Below are 17551 nucleotides of genomic sequence, written 5' to 3'. Positions count from 1 at the left end.
CCCATCCTCCTATTGGATTAATAACGGTTTGACTTGATCGATAACCTTCTGCAGCTTCATCGAACAATCGCTATACAGCTTCTTAGCTTCTTCCTCGTCCGTCGAGAGCGCGAACATCTCGAGATCGGCTTCGCACTTTTTCAACTGCGCCAGCAGGACGGGTTTGACTTGAGGCTGCGGGACGGTAATCTGGTCGTCGTACAAATCGACGTATAGCTGACCGTAGGCATCAACCTGCCCTAAATTGACGTTATCCAGTGAAACGCCCAGCTTCTCCAGTTCGGTGTTTAACCACTTTCGGTTGAGTCCCAGTGTAGCGAGTGGTTCGTCCATAAGTTTTCCGTCGATAATGACGGTTTGCGGTTCAGGCTGGGGAGCCACTTTGATCCCTAAATGAGCCGGAGTAATCGGTTGATACTCGCTCTTCAGCATCGCGTTAATTTGACCATCGGGCTCCATGACCGCAAACTCGACTTCGGCTGCTTTGAAGATGCTCTTCTTCCGCAGCTGTTCCATGAGTTCCTCGTTGGTCAGTCTTTCCTTCTTCAGATTCTCTTCTAGAATCTTGCCATCCTTAATCAACACTGTACTGCTGCTGTCGATCAGATCCCGGGCTTTCTTGCTTTTGAGCTGGATAAACTCAATGCCTAGAGAAACGAGAAACCAGACGGTAACAGCAATGATGCCGAGATACCAGTCCGTGTTCACATCGAGGGAGATATAAGCGGTAATGCTCCCAATCGTAATCCCGGTGATGTATTCGAAGAAGGAAAGCTGTGAAATTTGTCTCTTTCCGAGTAGCCGGGTGAGCACAAATAAGATAACGACAGCCACCAACGTTCGGACGATAACTTCCAACCACAATGGCATGAGGAATACTCCTTTCGTAGACAATCCAAGGCGAGATACCCCAATTATGCGCGGGGATACGTAAATTTACTAAGACAATATGTGGAAGCATGGATGGGCGTATGAATCCGTTTTAAGCAGGTGAAATTATGCATTGTTCAATAGCAACAACGAAAAGAAAGGTGGTGAGTTTGTGACAGTAGCCTCTCAAGTTAAAACAACCTTAGCTTCATTAAAAAGCGCGCAAGCGAGCTTGGAACAATTTGCGTTAAGCACGCAAAACCAACAAGCAAAGGATCTATTTACGCAATGCGCGCAACAAACGCAGCAAATCGTAACGCAAGTAGAAAGCCGTGTATCGCAGCTGGAAAGCGAAGAACCTCAATACAAGGGATTCTAACTGTGATTATCCGTCAAGGCCCGTTCATTCGAACGGGTCTATTTGCGTTGTTATGGATACGGTGTTTATCTGGATATCGAAGCCTGGTCATGTTATAATTTAGTGTAATGCATTTTTAAGAATGATAACGATGCCCATAAGGAACGAAGATAGATCAGGTAAAGGAGTGAACGGGCACATGGCTAAGGAAACGAAAGATTACGCCAAATACTTTGACTTCTCGGACGCCCGGGTCATTTCGGAGGATGAACGAGGGAAGAAGATCCGAATCCGTGGCCGGGATATTCAAATTTTGTCTGAGCCGAACCAACGCAAAGAGAAACAACGCGGGAAAGAAGACGTCAAGGTGCTGTACGAGAATGCCGTTCCGGAAGATCTGAAGGGAATTGGCGTTGGCAAGCATTATATCGTCTATACGTTTGGCTGCCAGATGAACGAGCATGACACCGAAACCATCAAAGGTCTGCTGGAGCAGATGGGCTACCGTGCGACCGAGGATCGTAAAGTGGCAGACATTATTTTGCTGAACACCTGTGCAATTCGGGAGAACGCAGAGGACAAGGTGTTTGGTGAATTGGGTCACCTGAAGACTCTTAAGACAGAGAAGCCGGATTTGCTGCTGGGCGTTTGCGGTTGTATGTCGCAAGAGGAAGGTGTTGTGAAGCGCATCCTGCAGAAGCACAGTTTTGTGGATATGATCTTCGGGACACACAACATTCACCGTTTGCCATACCTCATTCAAGAAGCGCTGTTCAGCAAAGAGATGGTCGTTGAGGTTTGGTCCAAGGAAGGCGACATTATCGAGAACCTGCCGAAGAAGCGCGAAGGTATGCGGGCATGGGTGAACATCATGTACGGATGCGACAAGTTCTGTACGTATTGCATCGTACCGTTTACGCGAGGCAAGGAACGCAGCCGCCGTCCAGAGGACGTCATTGCCGAAGTACGTGAGCTGGCGCGTCAAGGCTATAAAGAGATCACGCTGCTGGGCCAAAACGTCAATGCCTACGGCAAGGATTTTACCGACATCAACTATACGTTCGCGAATCTAATGGACGATATCCGTCAAATCGATATTCCGCGCGTTCGGTTTACGACCTCGCATCCACGCGATTTTGACGATGCGCTGATCGATGTTCTGGCCAAAGGCGGAAACTTGGTGGAGCACATTCATCTGCCGGTTCAATCGGGCAGCAGCGCAGTGTTGAAGAAGATGAGCCGCAAGTATACGCGCGAGCATTACCTTGAATTGGTGCGCAAAATCAAGGCGAAAATCCCAAACGTTGTCCTCACCACGGACATTATCGTTGGATTCCCGGGTGAAACTGAGGAACAGTTTGAGGAAACTTTATCCCTCGTGCGCGAGGTGGGGTACGATTCGGCGTATACCTTTATCTACTCGCCGCGGGAAGGTACGCCGGCTGCCGTGATGGAAGATACTGTCCCGATGGAAGTGAAGAAAGCGCGGCTTATGAAGTTAAACGATACCCTCAACGAATTTAGCCGCAACAGTAACGAAGCGCTGCGTGGACAGATCGTTGAAGTGCTGGTCGAAGGCGAAAGTAAGAACAACGCCCATATGTTATCTGGACGTACACGCACCAACAAGCTTGTCCATTTTGAGGGCAGTACGGAATTGATCGGAACGTTTGTCCAGGTGGAGATTACCGATCCGATGACTTGGTACATCAAAGGTAAGCTCGTAGAGCAAACCGCCAAATTGGCGTAATGCAGGGGAGGTTATTGACAATGGAACAGCACAAAGATCATACCGATTGCGGAATTCCGAAGTACGATTCGCGGGACTTGGTCATCCGCGAGGACATTATGAAGAAGGCGAAAGAACTGGCTGAACTGATCGGGACCAGTGAAGAGGTTCAACAGTTTCAGAAGGCCGAGAAGCTGATCCAGAAGCATGAACGTGTACAGACTCTGATCAGTGCCATTAAGAAGAAACAGAAGGAAATCGTCGCATTTGAAACGTTCCAGAATCAGGCTATGGTGCAGAAGATCGAACGTGAAATTGAGGAGCTGCAGGATGAACTCGACCAGATTCCGCTTGTGACGGAGTTCCAGCAGAGCCAAAGCGATATCAATTATCTGCTCCAGCTCGTCGTTTCCGTCATCCGCGATACGGTAGCCAGCAAAGTGAACGTCGAGTCGGGCAGTGAGCCGGCTGTTTCATCCGGATACGGAGAGTAAGCGAGGCAGTTGTGCGGAGGCAACCCCTCCGCTTTTTTTCATCTTGTCTATTATGAGTGAAGCAACGTTTCAAAGGAATATTATAATATAAAGAGAAGCAAGGATAGGGGGGACACCGAGATGGATGAATGGAGCGAAGAAGTACAGCGGCGGGATGAGCAATCGTTCTGGGGGTTACTCGGATTGCGTCTGATTTCTGCCGACAAATCCCTGGTGAAGCTGGGGCTTACAGCGGGGGCATCCCATCTCAATTCCATGGGCATCGTCCATGGGGGCGTGCTGTCGTCCATGATGGATCAAGCGATGGGCACGTTGGTAGCAACGATTAAAGGGAAGCTTGGAGTCACAACTCATTTGAATGTTAATTTTCTAAGCCCTATGCGTACAGGGGAGCTGGTGGTGTTGGCGATGCCAATCCATGAGACCCATCGGACGCTAACGCTCCGCTCTGAGGTTCGTAACGAAGAAGGTACCCTCGGATGTATATCGACGGCAACGTTCCGCTTGCCGAAGTGAGCAGAGGGCCGTCTTCCAGTTTAGATCGCTTGAATTCGTAAGTGCCGGACATCCAACGGCCGGCGTTATCCTAGACGATGTGGTGATACATGATGAACGAAGAACAAAAGCAGGTAGTTAATGAGGTTAAAAAATATCGCACGCCGGACGGAATCCCGGCCGACATCGTCATGTTTACGTTGACGAGGCAGGAACGAAAAGCATCGACCAAATCGCTGCCGCGCTTCGATCTGAAGGTCATGCTGATCCGTCGGCGGAGCTGGCCGTTCGCCGGAGCCTGGGCGTTGCCGGGCGGTTTCTCGCAGGAAGATGAATCGCTGTATGAAACCGCGCGCCGTGAACTGAAGGAAGAAACCGGCGTCGACGGCTCGCATCTTGAATATTTGGGCGTGTACAGCAAGCCGGGGCGGGACCCGCGCGGCTGGATTATCTCCCATGCCTTTTTTGCATTAGTCGAGGAATGGGTGCTGGAGAAACGGCAATCAGCAGATGATGCCCAAGAGGTTGGCCTGTTTACCGTTCGAGAGGCGTTAGAGGATCTGCAGCTGGCTTTCGACCACCGTGAGATTTTGCAAGACGCTTATAAACGGATTCAGCAGCAGATGCTGCATACGACGATTGCGAAGCAATTTTTGCCGCCGCATTTCACTCTCGGCGAATTGTATCAGGTGATTCAAACGGTCGTTCCAGACTTTGAAGAGCTGAATTTTATCCGCAAAATTACATCGACGCGCAGTCGTCAGGGGATACTGGAAGAAGTGCGTGACGAGAATGGCAAGCCGATGTTGTCTAACCAATATTCGCAACGGCCGGCTCAATTGTACCGGTTTACTGGTTACACCCCGCGGCTTTCGATTTACACTTAAGATATTTTACATAATGAAATATTAGTTGCGGCAAATGGAATGTGTGAAGGGAGAGTGAAATCATGAAAGCTCTGATCGTCATCGATTATACGAAGGATTTCGTGGACGGTAACCTTCCGGTGGGCCAGCCGGCCATCGATATTGAACCGGCGATTTGCCGGATAACGGAATCCTTTGTGAAGCAAGGGGATTTTGTCGTGATGGCCGTAGATCTGCACGAGCGGGAAGACCACCTGCATCCGGAAACGAAGCTGTTTCCTCCCCACAATCTGAGGGATACGGAAGGCCGTGCGTTGTACGGGCGGTTGTCTGAGGTGTATGCGAAGAACCAGGACCGCATCTATTGGATGGATAAGACGAGATACAGCGCGTTTTGTGGAACGGACCTGGAGCTGAAGCTCCGGGAACGCGGTATTACGGAGGTGCATCTGATCGGCGTGTGCACGGATATTTGCGTGCTGCATACGGCGGTGGATGCTTATAACAAGGGATTTGCAATTACAGTATACGAAGATGCGGTAGCCAGCTTTAACCCGGAGGGACATACCTGGGCGCTGGGGCATTTCCGCACCAGTTTAGGAGCAAACGTAACGAACAGCCAGAGAGGATGAACAGGCGATGCCAACCACGGGTTTAGCACTGCATACCGATAAATATCAGATCAACATGATCTATGCGCATTGGATGAACGGAACGCATTTGCGGAGGACCGTATTTGAGGCCTACTTCCGCAAGCTGCCGTTTGGCAACGGGTATGCGGTGTTTGCAGGCTTGGAGCGGATCGTGGACTATATCCGGCAGCTGCGGTTTACGGAAGAGGATTTAGCGTATTTGGACAAACAAGAAGAGAACTATAAGCCGGAATTTCTGGAATTGCTGCGTAACTTTGAATTTAAAGGCACGCTGCTGTCGATGGCCGAAGGGGCGCTTTGCTTCCCGAACGAGCCGTTGATCCGCGTTGAAGGCACAATTATGGAAACACAGCTGATTGAGACGGCGTTGCTAAACTTTATGAATTTCCAGACCTTGATCGCCACCAAAGCTTCACGGGTGAAACGGGTCGCCGAGAACGACGTGCTGCTGGAGTTTGGCACCCGCCGGGCACAAGAAGCAGATGCGGCCATCTGGGGGGCTCGGGCTGCTTATTTGGCCGGGTTTGATGGGACGTCCAACTTGCTCGCTGGTGAGATCTTTGGCATTCCGACCCGAGGAACGCATGCCCACTCGTGGGTGCAAATCTTCGACTCGGAGCAGGAAGCGTTTGAGTTGTATGCCAAAGCGCTGCCGGATCAGGTTTCCCTGCTGGTCGATACGTATGATACGCTCAAAAGCGGCGTTCCGCATGCGATCCGCACCGGCAAAATGCTGGAAGCCGCAGGCAAGCGGCTGGCGAGCATCCGCTTGGACAGCGGCGATTTAGCTTATCTGTCGATTCAAGCCCGCAAAATGCTGGACGACGCTGGCTTACCTTATGTCAAAATCGTCGCGTCAAACGACTTGGACGAGAATACGATTTTTAACCTGAAGGCACAAGGTGCGAAGATCGATATTTGGGGCGTAGGGACTCAGTTGATTACAGCAGCGGACCAACCGGCTCTCGGAGGCGTCTACAAGCTGGTTGAACGGGAGAAGGACGGTCAAATGGTGCCCACGATCAAGATCTCCGGTAATCCGGAAAAAGTCACAACCCCCGGCAAAAAAGACGTATTGCGCATTGTCAGCAAAGACAGCGGCAAAGCGATTGCCGATTACATCTGTTTTCCGCATGAACAGCAAGCGCGGATGGGCGGCAAACTCCGATTGTTTGATCCGGTACATCCTTATATCAAAAAGTCAGTCAAAAACTATGAAGCGGTGTCCATGCTGCAGCCGATCTTTGTGGATGGTCAGCTCGTGTACAAGCTGCCAACGCTGGATGAAATTCGTGAGTACCACCGCGAGCAGTTAAATTTATTCTGGCCAGAATATCTCCGCAAGCTGAACCCGGAAATTTACCGCATCAGCTTAAGCCAGGAAGCCTGGGAGTTAAAGCAAAAGATGATCGAAGAATATATGGGGCAGCATGAGGATTAACTTCTTCTAACCCCCTTAAGACAGAAAGATCGCTTCTCGCCAATCGGCGGCGAAGCGGTCTTTATTTGCGTGGGAAATTATTTCTCGGGAAAGCGCAAAAAGCGCTATAAATCGGCGGATAGAAGGCTGATTTCGACAAGTTAACGACACGACTCATATTTCGCGAAGTAGTGATCAAACAAAATATCGATTTGCCGCTCAACGATTTCTTTGCCCGGACGGTTCTCCAGTTGCTTAATCTGCCTTGCCAAGACGAGCGGGAAGAGGACGGCTGCATTGATTTGCATCATCATAATAAAAAGAATATCCGGATTGGTCTCGCCGGTAATCTCCTCCAGCACGCCAGTAATCTTGCTGAATCCGGTCGTTTTCATAAAACCGGTGAAGTCTTGCCGGGATTCAAAAGTAATTCGTCCTTTGCCTAAGACTTCATGCAACAAACCGGGGTATTGCAGTACTGAATCCACGTATTGGAGAAGAAATGCCTTTAATCGATCTTTAGGGGGTAGCGAAGTATCGTCCAAGACGGAGAAATTCTCCTGAAACGTTGTCAGCAGCAGTTTCAGCGCTTCGTTAATCAAGTTGTCCTTCGAGCCAAAGTAGTAATTCACTAGAGCTAAATTGACATTGGCCGCAGCCGTGATCTTGCGCAAGGTGACTTGATCGGCCCCTTCTGTTTTAATGAGGTCCAACGTCGCCTGAAGAATATTCTGTTTGGTTGTCAGCCCCTCGGCACAATTGCTCATGATTTCGCTCCTTTATGCCATCCAATCTACTGCCCGTATAGAAACTACCATAATACGCGCTTACTCCAAGTGTCAAGAATAAGACATCAGGGCGAAGGAAGTGAGAACCAGATCTTACAGAAGCCACCGAAGACAAATGCCTTGACAAAACTGCGGGTTCCGTTTAAATTTGTGTTAAACATTGTTTAAAACGGTGTTTAAAATATAGAAAGAAAGCTGAGTGAGAGGATGCCGAATCATACTGTGGAGAGTTCGATCGATAACAAAGAATTTTCCATCCGTTCGATCATCGCACCGTTGATGGCTGTCATCGTTGGGATGATTATGGTTATTTTGGACAGCACGGTGGTGAATGTAGCCGTTCCTAAGCTGGTCGACTTCTTCGCAACCGATTTAAAGACGGTTCAATGGACGATCACAGGGTATACCCTTGCTTTATCTGCCGTCATTCCGTTAGCCGGATGGATGACCGATAAATTTGGGGAGAAACGTATTTTCTTAATGACGATCGCATTGTTTACGATAGGGTCGGTGTTATGTGCCGTAGCGCAAACGCCGGAGCAGTTGATCGTTTATCGCATCATTCAAGGTCTCGGCGGCGGGATGGTTTCGCCGATCGGGTTTGCAATGGTGTTTAAGCTGGCACCGCCTGAGAAACGAGGGGCTGTCATGGGGGCGCTGGGTGTACCGATGCTGATGGCGCCAGCCCTCGGTCCGGTGTTGTCCGGTTGGCTGGTGGAGAACGTCAGCTGGCATTGGATTTTTCTGATCAATCTGCCGATCGGAATTGTCGCATTTCTGATTGGTCTGCGTTTCTTGCCGAAATCCAGTCGGCGGGAGGCACCGCAGTTGGATAAACTGGGGATGATCTTGGCTCCCATCGCCTTTGCGATGTTGACCTATGGTGTGAGTGAAGGGGGAACCAGCTGGACCTCGGCGTCGACGATTACAGGTCTTAGCGTAGGGGGACTTGCCTTACTACTGTACATCATTGTCGAGATCAGACATCAACAGCCGCTGCTTGAATTGCGGGTGTTCCGTTCATCTCATTTTACCCGAGGGATCATCTTGGTGTGGATTGCCCAAGCAGCGTTGTTCGGTTCGATGATTCTGACTCCGTTATACCTGCAACAAGTTAGAGGCTACAACGCATTGGAAACCGGGATTTATCTGCTGCCGCAAGCGCTGATGTCAGCATTCTTCATGCCGATTAGTGGTCGCTTGTTTGACCGGGTTGGTGCGCGGCCGCTTGCCTTCATCGGCCTTGGCATCGTATCGACGGCCTTGTTCCTGTTATCGCGGATTACTGCGGAAACGCCGCTGGCGATGGTGCTGGTGCCGCTTGGCTTGCTTGGCGGCGGGATGGGCCTGACGATGATGCCGCTGAACACGCATATTCTAAACTCTGCGCCACGCCACTTGGTGGCTCGGGTGACCCCGCTCATGACGGCGGCCCAGCAAGTCATCGTCTCCTTCGCGGTAGCCGGCTTAACGGGTTATCTCACTTCACAAATCAGCAGTCACATGAAGGAGGCAGCACAGGGCGGAAATCCGCTGGAGGCAGCCGCGTCTGGTTTTGGAGACACCTACTTCTTAGCATCGTGCATTGCCGCGGTTGGTTTCCTATTGACCTTATTCTTATCTAAGCCGAAGAAGCAGGCCGAAGCGGGCAAGGACTCAGCAAGTGAAGGGACTCAGCCGGATCCTAGCCTATTGACTGGTCATTAACATCGTGAAGTAACATGTGAAAAGCACTCTTTCCTTCTGGAAAGGGTGCTTTTTGTCGTTTCCCCAAAAGGGTTAACTCGTAATCATTGCACCGCCATTGACATGGATCGTTTGCCCGGTCACAAAGCTGGAATCGTCAGAAGCCAGGAATACGTAGACCGGTGCCAATTCAAATGGCTGCCCCGCTCGCTTCATCGGCGTTTCCAGGCCAAACGTGGACACGTATTCCGCAGAATAGCTGGAAGGGATCAGTGGAGTCCAAATCGGTCCCGGTGCCACCGCATTGACACGGATACCTCGATGGACGAGGGACAATGCCAAGGACCGGGTAAAGGAAACGACAGCGCCTTTGGTTGAGGAATAATCAATCAGCAGCGGAGCACCGGCATAAGCGGTGATCGAGGCGGTGCTGATAATCGCGCTGCCGGGTCGCAAATAGGGAAGCGCAGCTTTGGTCAGGTAGAAATGAGGGAAGATGTTGGTGGCAAAGGTTTGGTACAGCTGTTCGGTCGAAATCGCCTCGATACCTTGCTGCTGAGGAAATTGAACAGCTTGGTTGATCACCAGGATATCGATCTTCCCAAAATGATGCAGAGTATGATGAATCACCGCATGGCAGAAAGCTTCTTGGCGCAAGTCGCCGGGAATGAGCAAGCATCGCCGGCCCAGCTCCTCAACACGCCGTTTCGTTGCTTGGGCATCCTCGTGTTCATCCAGATAAACGATGGCTAAATCTGCGCCTTCCTTGGCAAAAGCAATCGCAGTCGCTCTCCCGATCCCACTGTCGCCGCCAGTTAGGATCGCGACCTTGTTCTTTAATTTGCCGCTGCCGACATAAGCGGGATTTTCGGAGATCGGGGGTGGAACCATCAGCGTTTCTAGGCCAGGTTGTCTTGGTTGATGTTGCGGCGGGAAGGTCATCGGTTGTTCTTGGCAAACCGTTTTCGAGCTGTAGTAAGGGTACGTAGGTATCATGCTTTTGGGGTTCCTCCTGAAAAACGTTTTACCGCTATCCTATTCATTTCTGTGCGGGGTGGTGTATTCGCCTAGACAAGAATGTCTATATGACATTTGTTACATAAGTCACATCGCATCTATGATAAATTTTAAAATTAAGAAAGATATCTTTTGATGTGATGTTTAGCACTTATTTACGTCGTGAAGAGCTCGCATTTGCGAAGAAGGGAGACAAGCGCGTGGTACAATTACCGAAATTAAACGAGCTGGGATTTTTTGAAATCCGACTGGAATCCATTGGTGGGCTGGGTGCGAACTTGGCAGGGAAAATGCTGGCCGAAGCCGGGGTTGAAGGAGCCGGACTAAATGGGGTCAGCTTTTCTTCTTATGGCTCGGAGAAAAAAGGGTCCCCGGTTAAGGCGCATATCCGCTTCTGCGATCTGAATACACCGATTCGCGATACATCGCCTGTGGAACGCCCGCATATTGTAGGAATCTTTCATGAGGCACTGGCCAAAACGGTGAACGTGATCAGCGGCATTTATGAGGACAGCACCGTATTGGTGAATTCGCGCAAAACTCCGCAGGAGCTAAAGGAGAAAATGAAGCTGATCGGCGGCACGATCGCAGTGATCGATGCGACGGGTATTGCGCTTGAAGAGAAGAACCGGGTGAACATGGCGATGCTGGGTGCCTTATTCCGGTTATGCCCATTCCTCGATCCCGAAACGATGAAAGACGTGATCCGCAAGTCGTTGGAGAAGAAATATCCACAAACCGTAGCCCCCGCGATTGCGACGTTTGAGCGGGGATTTCAAGAAGTTGTCTTTGAGACGTTTGCTTTGCCGGAAGGGGTAAGCATGCCGGCCTTCGTTCGTGCGGATACGCCAGTACTTGGTTATGAGACTCAACCGATCGGCGGGCTAATTATCAATCCGGGCAACAGTATCCTGAAGGATCTTAGCATTTCCCGATCCGGGATGATGCCGCATTTTAAAGAGGAGTCTTGTATTCACTGCGCCCAATGCGATAACGTCTGCCCGGATAACTGCTTCGTCTGGGAGGAACGCCCCGATAAGAAGGGCCGACCGCAAATGTTCTTAAAGGGCATCGACTATCAATATTGCAAAGGATGCTTGAAATGTATTCACGCTTGTCCGACGGACGCCTTGTCCGGGGAGCGTGAGGAAGAAGGATATGCGGAAGCGCATCGCGTACCGCATCTGTTTGATTTGGCGATACGCTAATACGCAGGAAAGGTGGTATGTTCATCATGGCGATCGATTTGGAGAAAGAACGCCGCTCCGGTACGGTTGAGCAGCGCGTGGTATATGAGTCAGGAAATGAAATGGCAGCTTATGCAGCCAGCCAGATCAATTATCATATTATGGGGTACTTTCCGATTTCCCCTTCTACCGAGGTAGCACAATTCCTTGATTTAATGAAAGCAAACGGCCAGCATGATATTAAGCTGATTCCATCGGACGGCGAACATAGCTCGGCTGGTATTTGTTACGGTGCTTCAACAGCCGGCGGCCGGGTTTTTAACGCGACCAGTGCTCAAGGATTCCTGTACATGCTGGAGCAATTGCCGGTACAATCCGGCACACGCTTTCCTATGGTTATGAACTTGGTTTGCCGCTCCATCTCCGGACCGCTCGATATTCACGGCGATCATTCGGACCTTTATTTTGCACTGAACATTGGCTGGCCGATTCTAATGTGCCGTGATCCGCAAGCCGTATACGATATGAACCTCATCGCGATCAAGCTGGCCGAGGATCCAGAAGTAAGACTGCCGGTCCTGGTTGCGTCCGACGGATACTTCACGTCCCACCAGAAACGGCGCGTGCATACCTTCGCGAACCGGGAAGATGTATTGAAATTCGTTGGGGAACGGCCGCCGGGGGACTTCCCGCATACGCTGGATCGCAACAACCCGATTACCGTCGGGCCGTATATGAACGAGCCGGATTACATCAATAACTGCTATCAGCAGTCTGTAGCGATGTACAATGCGGAACGCGTCTTTGAACGGATTGCCGGCGAATATGCCGAACTGACCGGACGCGAATATAAAATGCTGGATCTGTACCGGATGGAAGATGCCGAAGTCGCGGTGTTCCTCATGAACTCGGCATCTGAAATTATTAAGGACGTTGTAGACGATTTACGCCGTCAAGGTATCAAAGCCGGCTCGATCGCACCAAACATGATTCGGCCTTTCCCTTCAAAGCAAATTGCCGAAGCACTGAAGAACGTGAAAGCCATCACAGTAGGCGACCGCGGGGATTCCTACGGCGCTTATGGCGGCAATATGGTGAATGAGATTAAGGCGGCGTTGTTCACGCATGGCAATCATACAACAAAGGTCATCAGCCGGATATACGGGCTGGGTGGCAAAGAGTTTTATGCCGAGGACGGCCACCACTTCTTCCAATTGGCGATTGAAGCGGCGAAGACGGGCCAGGTCGAAGTTCCATTTGATTACTATGGACATACCCCGGGGGATCCGGAGAAAGCGCCTAAGCGGGTGCTGAATCCGCTGAAGTTTGAGGACTTGAAGACCGGCCTGATTACGGTCACGAAGAATGAAGAAACCGGCAAGCTGGGCGTGCGTATTCCGCCGCTTCGCGCATTAACGAAGAAGCCTAAGCGGATTGCACCGGGGCATGGGGCCTGCCCAGGCTGCGGAATTTTCTCCGGTCTAGAGCTGTTCTTTAAAGGGATTGAAGGCGATATTGTGGCTCTGTTCCACACCGGCTGCGCGATGGTCGTCACGACCGGATATCCGTATTCATCCCATAAAGCGACGTACATCCATAACCTGTTCCAGAACGGTGCCGCTACGTTGTCCGGTGTCGTTGAAATGTTCTGGGAAAGAAAACGCCGCGGCGAACTCGACGAGCTTGGCCTGAAGGACGATTTTACGTTCGTGATGGTTACCGGCGACGGGGGCATGGACATCGGCATGGGGCCAGCAATCGGTGCAGCCCTGCGCGGTCATAAAATGATCATCATCGAGTATGATAACGAAGGATACATGAATACGGGAGCACAACTGTCGTATTCGACCCCGTTGGGTCATCGGACCTCTACGTCGAACATCGGCAAAGTGCAGCAGGGCAAAACGTTCCAGCACAAAGACACACCGCAAATCATGGCGGCCACCAACATTCCTTACGTGTTTACCGGCAGTGAGGCTTACCCGCAGGATTTGGTGAAGAAAGCAGCCAAAGCTCAATGGTACGCCCAACATGAAGGACTTGTTTATGGTAAAATATTAACAGCTTGCCCGCTCAACTGGATTTCGCCGGACGATCAGGGCACCAACATCATCGATGCTGCCGTCAACTCCTGCTTCTTCCCGCTGTACGAGGTAGAGCATGGTCAAACGACAATTACGTATAATCCGGAGGAGAAGGGCAAACGTATTCCGCTGGCGGATTGGCTGAAGACGATGGGCAAGACTCGCCACTTGACGAAGCCAGAGAACGCCGAGGCTTTGGCGGAATTCGAACAAGAAGTAGAACGGCGTTGGAAAATCCTTCTGGCTAAACACGAACACCCGTATCTCTAAAAACAGGCTGGAAGTGAGACGAACAAGATTGGAAGGGAAGCGGCCAAGCGCCGCTTTCTTTTGTTACACAGAGCATTCATCCTAAGCACATAAGTCAAATGGAAGGAGAGTGAGGGGATGATTTCATCCTTTCGAGCATTTCGTGTACACCAGGACGAGTCCGGGTTTCGGTCAGGGGTTGAACAGCTTGACCTCTCGGCGCTTCCTGACGCTGATGTTACTGTCAAGGTTCATTATTCCAGCGTTAACTATAAAGACGGATTGGCAAGTATCCCCGAAGGGAAAATCGTTAAAACCTATCCCTTTATCCCCGGCATTGATCTGGCCGGGGAGGTAACGGCCTCCCGCGATGCACGGTGGAAGCCCGGGGACCGGGTGCTGTGCACCGGTTACGGGCTGGGTGTAACGCACGCGGGAGGATTCGCCGAAGTCGCCCGTGTGCCGGGCGACTGGCTGGTGCCGCTGCCGGAGGGCCTTTCGTTCCGCGACGCGATGGCGATCGGAACGGCAGGGTTTACGGCAGCATTGTCTGTCCGGCGCCTGCTTGACAATGGGCTGGCGACCGGACAAGGGCCGGTGCTCGTCCTCGGAGCCACCGGCGGCGTGGGCAGCATGGCCGTGGCGATCTTCAGCCGGCTCGGTTTCACCGTCACCGCGGTCACTGGGAAGCCGCAGGCGCGGGAGAAGCTGGCAGCCTTTGGCGCCGCAGAGGTCCTCTCCCGAGAGGAGGCGGCTTCGGACGCCAAAGGTGCGCTTGGCAAAGAGCGTTGGGCGGCCATCGTTGACCCGGTGGGAGGAGCGATGACGGCCGACCTGCTGAAGTCGGTACGCTATGGCGGCTCGATTGCCTTATCGGGATTAACCGGCGGCAGCGGGATCGAAACGAACGTGTACCCCTTTATTTTACGCGGGGTGAATTTGCTGGGGATCGATTCTGTATTTTGTCCGGCACCGTTGCGGCATGAGCTGTGGCAGCTTCTGGCCGGACCGTGGAAGCCGGAGTCGGTGCTGGCTGGTGGCATCACCGAATATCCGCTGGAGAAGCTGCCGGAGGCGCTTCGTACCGTACTGGCCGGGGAAGCCATCGGGCGCCAAGTCATCTCCTGCATCAACTGAAACGGAATCCATGGTATAAATTGGGGAATCTTGAGACAACCTAACACCATCGGCCGAAGCTGGCTTAGCTTAGGATAAAGGATGGGATACCAATGAGATGGTGGAAGGTTGGATTGGGAATCGCCTTGGCGCTCTCTTTAACCGTAGGATGCGGGAATGTGCAACGGGTAGCCAAGGAAGAGATGAACAAATATAGCATGCAAAGCTATCGGCAAGGGAACGAACGCCAATTAACGACCGGAAAGACGCTGAACACAGCACTGCTGCAAGCATTGAAAGCGGAATGTGCGAAGCGTGGGATCAAACTGACCCATGAAACCTATGCCGAAGGGCTGGACGGGAATTTTAGCTACAGTTATTTTATTAACGGGGATGCGCGGCATTTTATAATCGTACACGTATTTCCGAGCGAACAGGATCGGATTCGCGAAATTTCCGAAATTTATGGAACTGGTGATGGCAAGAAGGCAGTCTCCGCCCAGTCGGTCTCCAGCCAGGCTGCGGTCATCTCGGTGAAGGACAATGCTGCCTTGGTTTACTCGTCCAGCGCGCAGAAGGATAGTCCATACCGAGAAGAGATTCAGACGATATTTGATAAATTGCTGGCGCAAATGAATAATCGATCGAAGTAATGACAAAGCATGAGCTCATACAAAAACCAACCGCTTCCCTTCGTTTTAGGGATGGAGAGCGGTTGGTTTTTTGCGTTTTATTTCTTATAAATTTCACGCATGACGTGACGCAGCTCGGGAAGGATAATCCGTTCCATCGCCAGCTTCACCGCGCCCTGGGAACCGGGCATGGAGAAGACCGCCGTATTGCCGATCGTTCCGGCGATTGCACGGCTGAGGATGGCGGCCGAACCGATATCTTCCGTAAAGCTGAGGTAACGGAAAATTTCCCCAAACCCGGGCATCTCTTTGTTGAGAAGGCTGCGCACCGCCTCAAACGTCGTATCCCGCGGCGCGATGCCGGTGCCGCCACTCAGCAGAACCGCTTCGATCGCAGGGTCGGAAGCGGCTTCCCGCAGCAACTGGCGGATACCGTCATATTCGTCCTTCACGATCACATAGCGGGCTATATGATACCCGTTCTGCCGAAGCAGATCTTGGATCAACCGGCCGCTGGTATCGGTTTCTTCCGTCCGTGTATCAGAGACGGTAATGACGAAACAAGATACTTCATCCGGCGCTTCCATCCGGTGTTCATCAACGGATCTCATCGTGTTCGCTTCTTCCTTTCTTTGGAGGTTAATTCCATTGTATCATGTTTGACGAGCTAGGAGCGTGAGCTTGTACCGGAGTGGAGCTTCAGGCAGGGAAAGGAAATGGAGTTGCATGTGCGGGGCGGTTGGTGTACACTCGCATTCGAATGAATTTATCCTTATATCCCGATGGCAGGAGGTTGTTAAGGTGGGAAACAGCGTGACCCCCGTTTACATATTGTCCGGATTTTTAGGAAGCGGCAAAACGACGCTGCTCCAGCGGCTGATCAGTTATTGGCAGGAGCAGGGGCTTCGTCCGGCCGTGATCATGAACGAAATCGGAGACGTGAATCTCGATGGATTGCTGGTTTCCAACGAAGTGCCGATGGCAGAGATGCTGGGCGGCTGTATTTGCTGCACGATTCGCGGTGACTTAAGCGTACAGATGGCGGAATTGATCGAAGGGGAGAAGCCGGATCTGATCGTGATCGAGGCGACGGGCGCAGGCAATCCGATGGAAATCTTTGATGCCGTGACGGAAGTGTCGCTCTATCTCAAACTGGACATCAAGCCGATGGTGACGGTGGTGGATGCAGCCCATCTGGCTGAGCTGTACGCATCCCAGCAGGGGAAAACCTACCGGCTGATGGTGGAGCAAATCCGCTGCGGGTCCGTATTAATCCTGAATAAAATCGACTTGCTGGAGCCGAATCGCCAGCAGGAAATGACCGCGTTTCTTCGCCGCATGAATCCTTACGCTCAGATCATCCCAGCGGTGAAATGTGATGTGGAGGTGTCGTCATTATGGGCACACTCCCAAACTCATGACCCTACTCATGATGATGAGGGTCACATCCACGATCATCACCCTCATCATCACGAGGGGGATGATCATCACCATGATCATCAAGAAGCGCATCATCACGATCACAATCATGATCATGCCCATCCTCACGCATCGCATGAGCACGTGACCGTCTATACGCACTATTTTGACGGACCCGTGGACAGTGAGGATTTTGAGCGTTTTATTGCTGAGCTGCCTCGGGAAGTGTATCGCGGCAAAGGGGTTCTGCGATTTACCGATACCGCCAGCCGCTTCCTGTTCCAATATGCGTACCGGGAAGCGGATTACCTGAAAATTACGCCGCAAGGGGATGTCCCTGACGTGGCCGTGTTTATCGGAGAGCACTTCGACAAGCAGGAGCTGGCGCAGCGATTGCGCGCTCTGGAGCACAACGCATCGGAATGAAATAACAAACGTTAGTTCAGGCAAATGAAGAGAACCGCGAGTCTATCGCGGTTTTCTTCTTT

At 51.6% G+C, this 17551-nt stretch carries 17 protein-coding genes; 13 read left to right on the top strand and 4 right to left on the bottom strand.

Annotated features, from left to right (window positions below; genetic code table 11):
- Positions 1–9 precede the first annotated feature (9 nt).
- On the bottom strand, positions 10–870 hold the full coding sequence (locus C812_RS09055) for a DUF421 domain-containing protein (protein ID WP_016312368.1): 861 nt from the start codon (positions 868–870) through the stop codon (positions 10–12).
- A gap of 172 nt (positions 871–1042) precedes the next feature.
- Between C812_RS09055 and C812_RS09050 the strand changes: the two genes are divergently transcribed.
- The 7 genes from C812_RS09050 to C812_RS09020 all read left to right on the top strand — a co-directional run bounded on the left by C812_RS09050 (position 1043) and on the right by C812_RS09020 (position 6906).
- Positions 1043–1249: a DUF1657 domain-containing protein gene (locus tag C812_RS09050; protein WP_036625249.1), complete on the top strand. Its 207-nt coding sequence runs from the start codon at positions 1043–1045 to the stop codon at positions 1247–1249.
- Positions 1250–1427: 178 nt separating this feature from the next.
- Positions 1428–2978, top strand: coding sequence for a tRNA (N6-isopentenyl adenosine(37)-C2)-methylthiotransferase MiaB (miaB, locus tag C812_RS09045; RefSeq protein WP_016312366.1), 1551 nt, complete (start codon positions 1428–1430; stop codon positions 2976–2978).
- A gap of 20 nt (positions 2979–2998) precedes the next feature.
- Positions 2999–3451 (top strand): YlbF/YmcA family competence regulator, encoded by a 453-nt coding sequence (locus C812_RS09040; protein WP_016312365.1) that lies wholly within the window; start codon positions 2999–3001, stop codon positions 3449–3451.
- A 120-nt stretch (positions 3452–3571) separates the two neighbouring features.
- Positions 3572–3967 carry a PaaI family thioesterase gene (locus tag C812_RS09035; RefSeq protein WP_016312364.1) on the top strand — a complete coding sequence of 132 codons (396 nt, stop codon included), beginning with the start codon at positions 3572–3574 and terminating at the stop codon, positions 3965–3967.
- An 89-nt stretch (positions 3968–4056) separates the two neighbouring features.
- Positions 4057–4833, top strand: coding sequence for an NUDIX domain-containing protein (locus C812_RS09030; RefSeq protein WP_009223097.1), 777 nt, complete (start codon positions 4057–4059; stop codon positions 4831–4833).
- A 62-nt stretch (positions 4834–4895) separates the two neighbouring features.
- Positions 4896–5444, top strand: coding sequence for a cysteine hydrolase family protein (locus C812_RS09025; RefSeq protein WP_016312363.1), 549 nt, complete (start codon positions 4896–4898; stop codon positions 5442–5444).
- Between the two features lie 7 nt (positions 5445–5451).
- Entirely contained in the window at positions 5452–6906 is a 1455-nt protein-coding gene (locus C812_RS09020) for a nicotinate phosphoribosyltransferase (protein WP_016312362.1), read from the top strand.
- 140 nt (positions 6907–7046) lie between these two features.
- Here the strand turns inward: C812_RS09020 and C812_RS09015 are convergent, their stop codons facing one another.
- A complete protein-coding gene (locus C812_RS09015) occupies positions 7047–7652 on the bottom strand; it encodes a TetR/AcrR family transcriptional regulator (RefSeq protein WP_016312361.1) in 606 nt (201 codons plus the stop codon).
- Between the two features lie 228 nt (positions 7653–7880).
- On the opposite strand from C812_RS09015, the gene C812_RS09010 reads away from it, so the two are divergent.
- Positions 7881–9380: an MDR family MFS transporter gene (locus C812_RS09010; RefSeq protein ID WP_016312360.1), complete on the top strand. Its 1500-nt coding sequence runs from the start codon at positions 7881–7883 to the stop codon at positions 9378–9380.
- A 72-nt stretch (positions 9381–9452) separates the two neighbouring features.
- On the opposite strand, the gene C812_RS09005 is transcribed toward C812_RS09010, so the two are convergent.
- Positions 9453–10355 (bottom strand): SDR family oxidoreductase, encoded by a 903-nt coding sequence (locus C812_RS09005; protein WP_016312359.1) that lies wholly within the window; start codon positions 10353–10355, stop codon positions 9453–9455.
- A gap of 221 nt (positions 10356–10576) precedes the next feature.
- Between C812_RS09005 and C812_RS09000 the strand changes: the two genes are divergently transcribed.
- The 4 genes from C812_RS09000 (at position 10577) to C812_RS08985 (ending at position 15665) form a co-directional block, all read left to right on the top strand.
- Positions 10577–11584: a 2-oxoacid:acceptor oxidoreductase family protein gene (locus C812_RS09000; protein ID WP_036625248.1), complete on the top strand. Its 1008-nt coding sequence runs from the start codon at positions 10577–10579 to the stop codon at positions 11582–11584.
- A gap of 26 nt (positions 11585–11610) precedes the next feature.
- Positions 11611–13917, top strand: a complete 2307-nt coding sequence (locus C812_RS08995; RefSeq protein ID WP_016312357.1) for a thiamine pyrophosphate-dependent enzyme — start codon at positions 11611–11613, stop codon at positions 13915–13917.
- Positions 13918–14034: 117 nt separating this feature from the next.
- Positions 14035–15033 (top strand): acrylyl-CoA reductase family protein, encoded by a 999-nt coding sequence (locus C812_RS08990; RefSeq protein ID WP_016312356.1) that lies wholly within the window; start codon positions 14035–14037, stop codon positions 15031–15033.
- Positions 15034–15125: 92 nt separating this feature from the next.
- Positions 15126–15665: a hypothetical protein gene (locus C812_RS08985; protein ID WP_016312355.1), complete on the top strand. Its 540-nt coding sequence runs from the start codon at positions 15126–15128 to the stop codon at positions 15663–15665.
- Positions 15666–15742: 77 nt separating this feature from the next.
- On the opposite strand, the gene C812_RS08980 is transcribed toward C812_RS08985, so the two are convergent.
- Positions 15743–16255, bottom strand: a complete 513-nt coding sequence (locus tag C812_RS08980; protein WP_016312354.1) for a MogA/MoaB family molybdenum cofactor biosynthesis protein — start codon at positions 16253–16255, stop codon at positions 15743–15745.
- Between the two features lie 190 nt (positions 16256–16445).
- Here C812_RS08980 and C812_RS08975 point away from each other — a divergent pair, with 190 nt between their 5' ends.
- Positions 16446–17489, top strand: a complete 1044-nt coding sequence (locus C812_RS08975; RefSeq protein WP_016312353.1) for a CobW family GTP-binding protein — start codon at positions 16446–16448, stop codon at positions 17487–17489.
- Positions 17490–17551 lie beyond the last annotated feature (62 nt).

This window comes from Paenibacillus barengoltzii G22, assembly GCF_000403375.2.
In the GTDB taxonomy this organism is placed as follows: domain Bacteria; phylum Bacillota; class Bacilli; order Paenibacillales; family Paenibacillaceae; genus Fontibacillus; species Fontibacillus barengoltzii.
Note: the sequence above shows the minus strand (reverse complement) of the source record. Positions and strands in the feature narration are given on the sequence as shown.

Bases quoted from the DNA above. Each gene is read 5' to 3' on its own strand.
- C812_RS09055 (WP_016312368.1), bottom strand. From the start codon at position 870: ATGCCATTGTGGTTGGAAGTTATCGTCCGAACGTTGGTGGCTGTCGTT.
- miaB (WP_016312366.1), top strand. From the start codon at position 1,428: ATGGCTAAGGAAACGAAAGATTACGCCAAATACTTTGACTTCTCGGAC.
- C812_RS09040 (WP_016312365.1), top strand. From the start codon at position 2,999: ATGGAACAGCACAAAGATCATACCGATTGCGGAATTCCGAAGTACGAT.
- C812_RS09035 (WP_016312364.1), top strand. From the start codon at position 3,572: ATGGATGAATGGAGCGAAGAAGTACAGCGGCGGGATGAGCAATCGTTC.
- C812_RS09030 (WP_009223097.1), top strand. From the start codon at position 4,057: ATGATGAACGAAGAACAAAAGCAGGTAGTTAATGAGGTTAAAAAATAT.
- C812_RS09025 (WP_016312363.1), top strand. From the start codon at position 4,896: ATGAAAGCTCTGATCGTCATCGATTATACGAAGGATTTCGTGGACGGT.
- C812_RS09020 (WP_016312362.1), top strand. From the start codon at position 5,452: ATGCCAACCACGGGTTTAGCACTGCATACCGATAAATATCAGATCAAC.
- C812_RS09015 (WP_016312361.1), bottom strand. From the start codon at position 7,652: ATGAGCAATTGTGCCGAGGGGCTGACAACCAAACAGAATATTCTTCAG.
- C812_RS09010 (WP_016312360.1), top strand. From the start codon at position 7,881: ATGCCGAATCATACTGTGGAGAGTTCGATCGATAACAAAGAATTTTCC.
- C812_RS09005 (WP_016312359.1), bottom strand. From the start codon at position 10,355: ATGATACCTACGTACCCTTACTACAGCTCGAAAACGGTTTGCCAAGAA.
- C812_RS08995 (WP_016312357.1), top strand. From the start codon at position 11,611: ATGGCGATCGATTTGGAGAAAGAACGCCGCTCCGGTACGGTTGAGCAG.
- C812_RS08990 (WP_016312356.1), top strand. From the start codon at position 14,035: ATGATTTCATCCTTTCGAGCATTTCGTGTACACCAGGACGAGTCCGGG.
- C812_RS08985 (WP_016312355.1), top strand. From the start codon at position 15,126: ATGAGATGGTGGAAGGTTGGATTGGGAATCGCCTTGGCGCTCTCTTTA.
- C812_RS08980 (WP_016312354.1), bottom strand. From the start codon at position 16,255: ATGAGATCCGTTGATGAACACCGGATGGAAGCGCCGGATGAAGTATCT.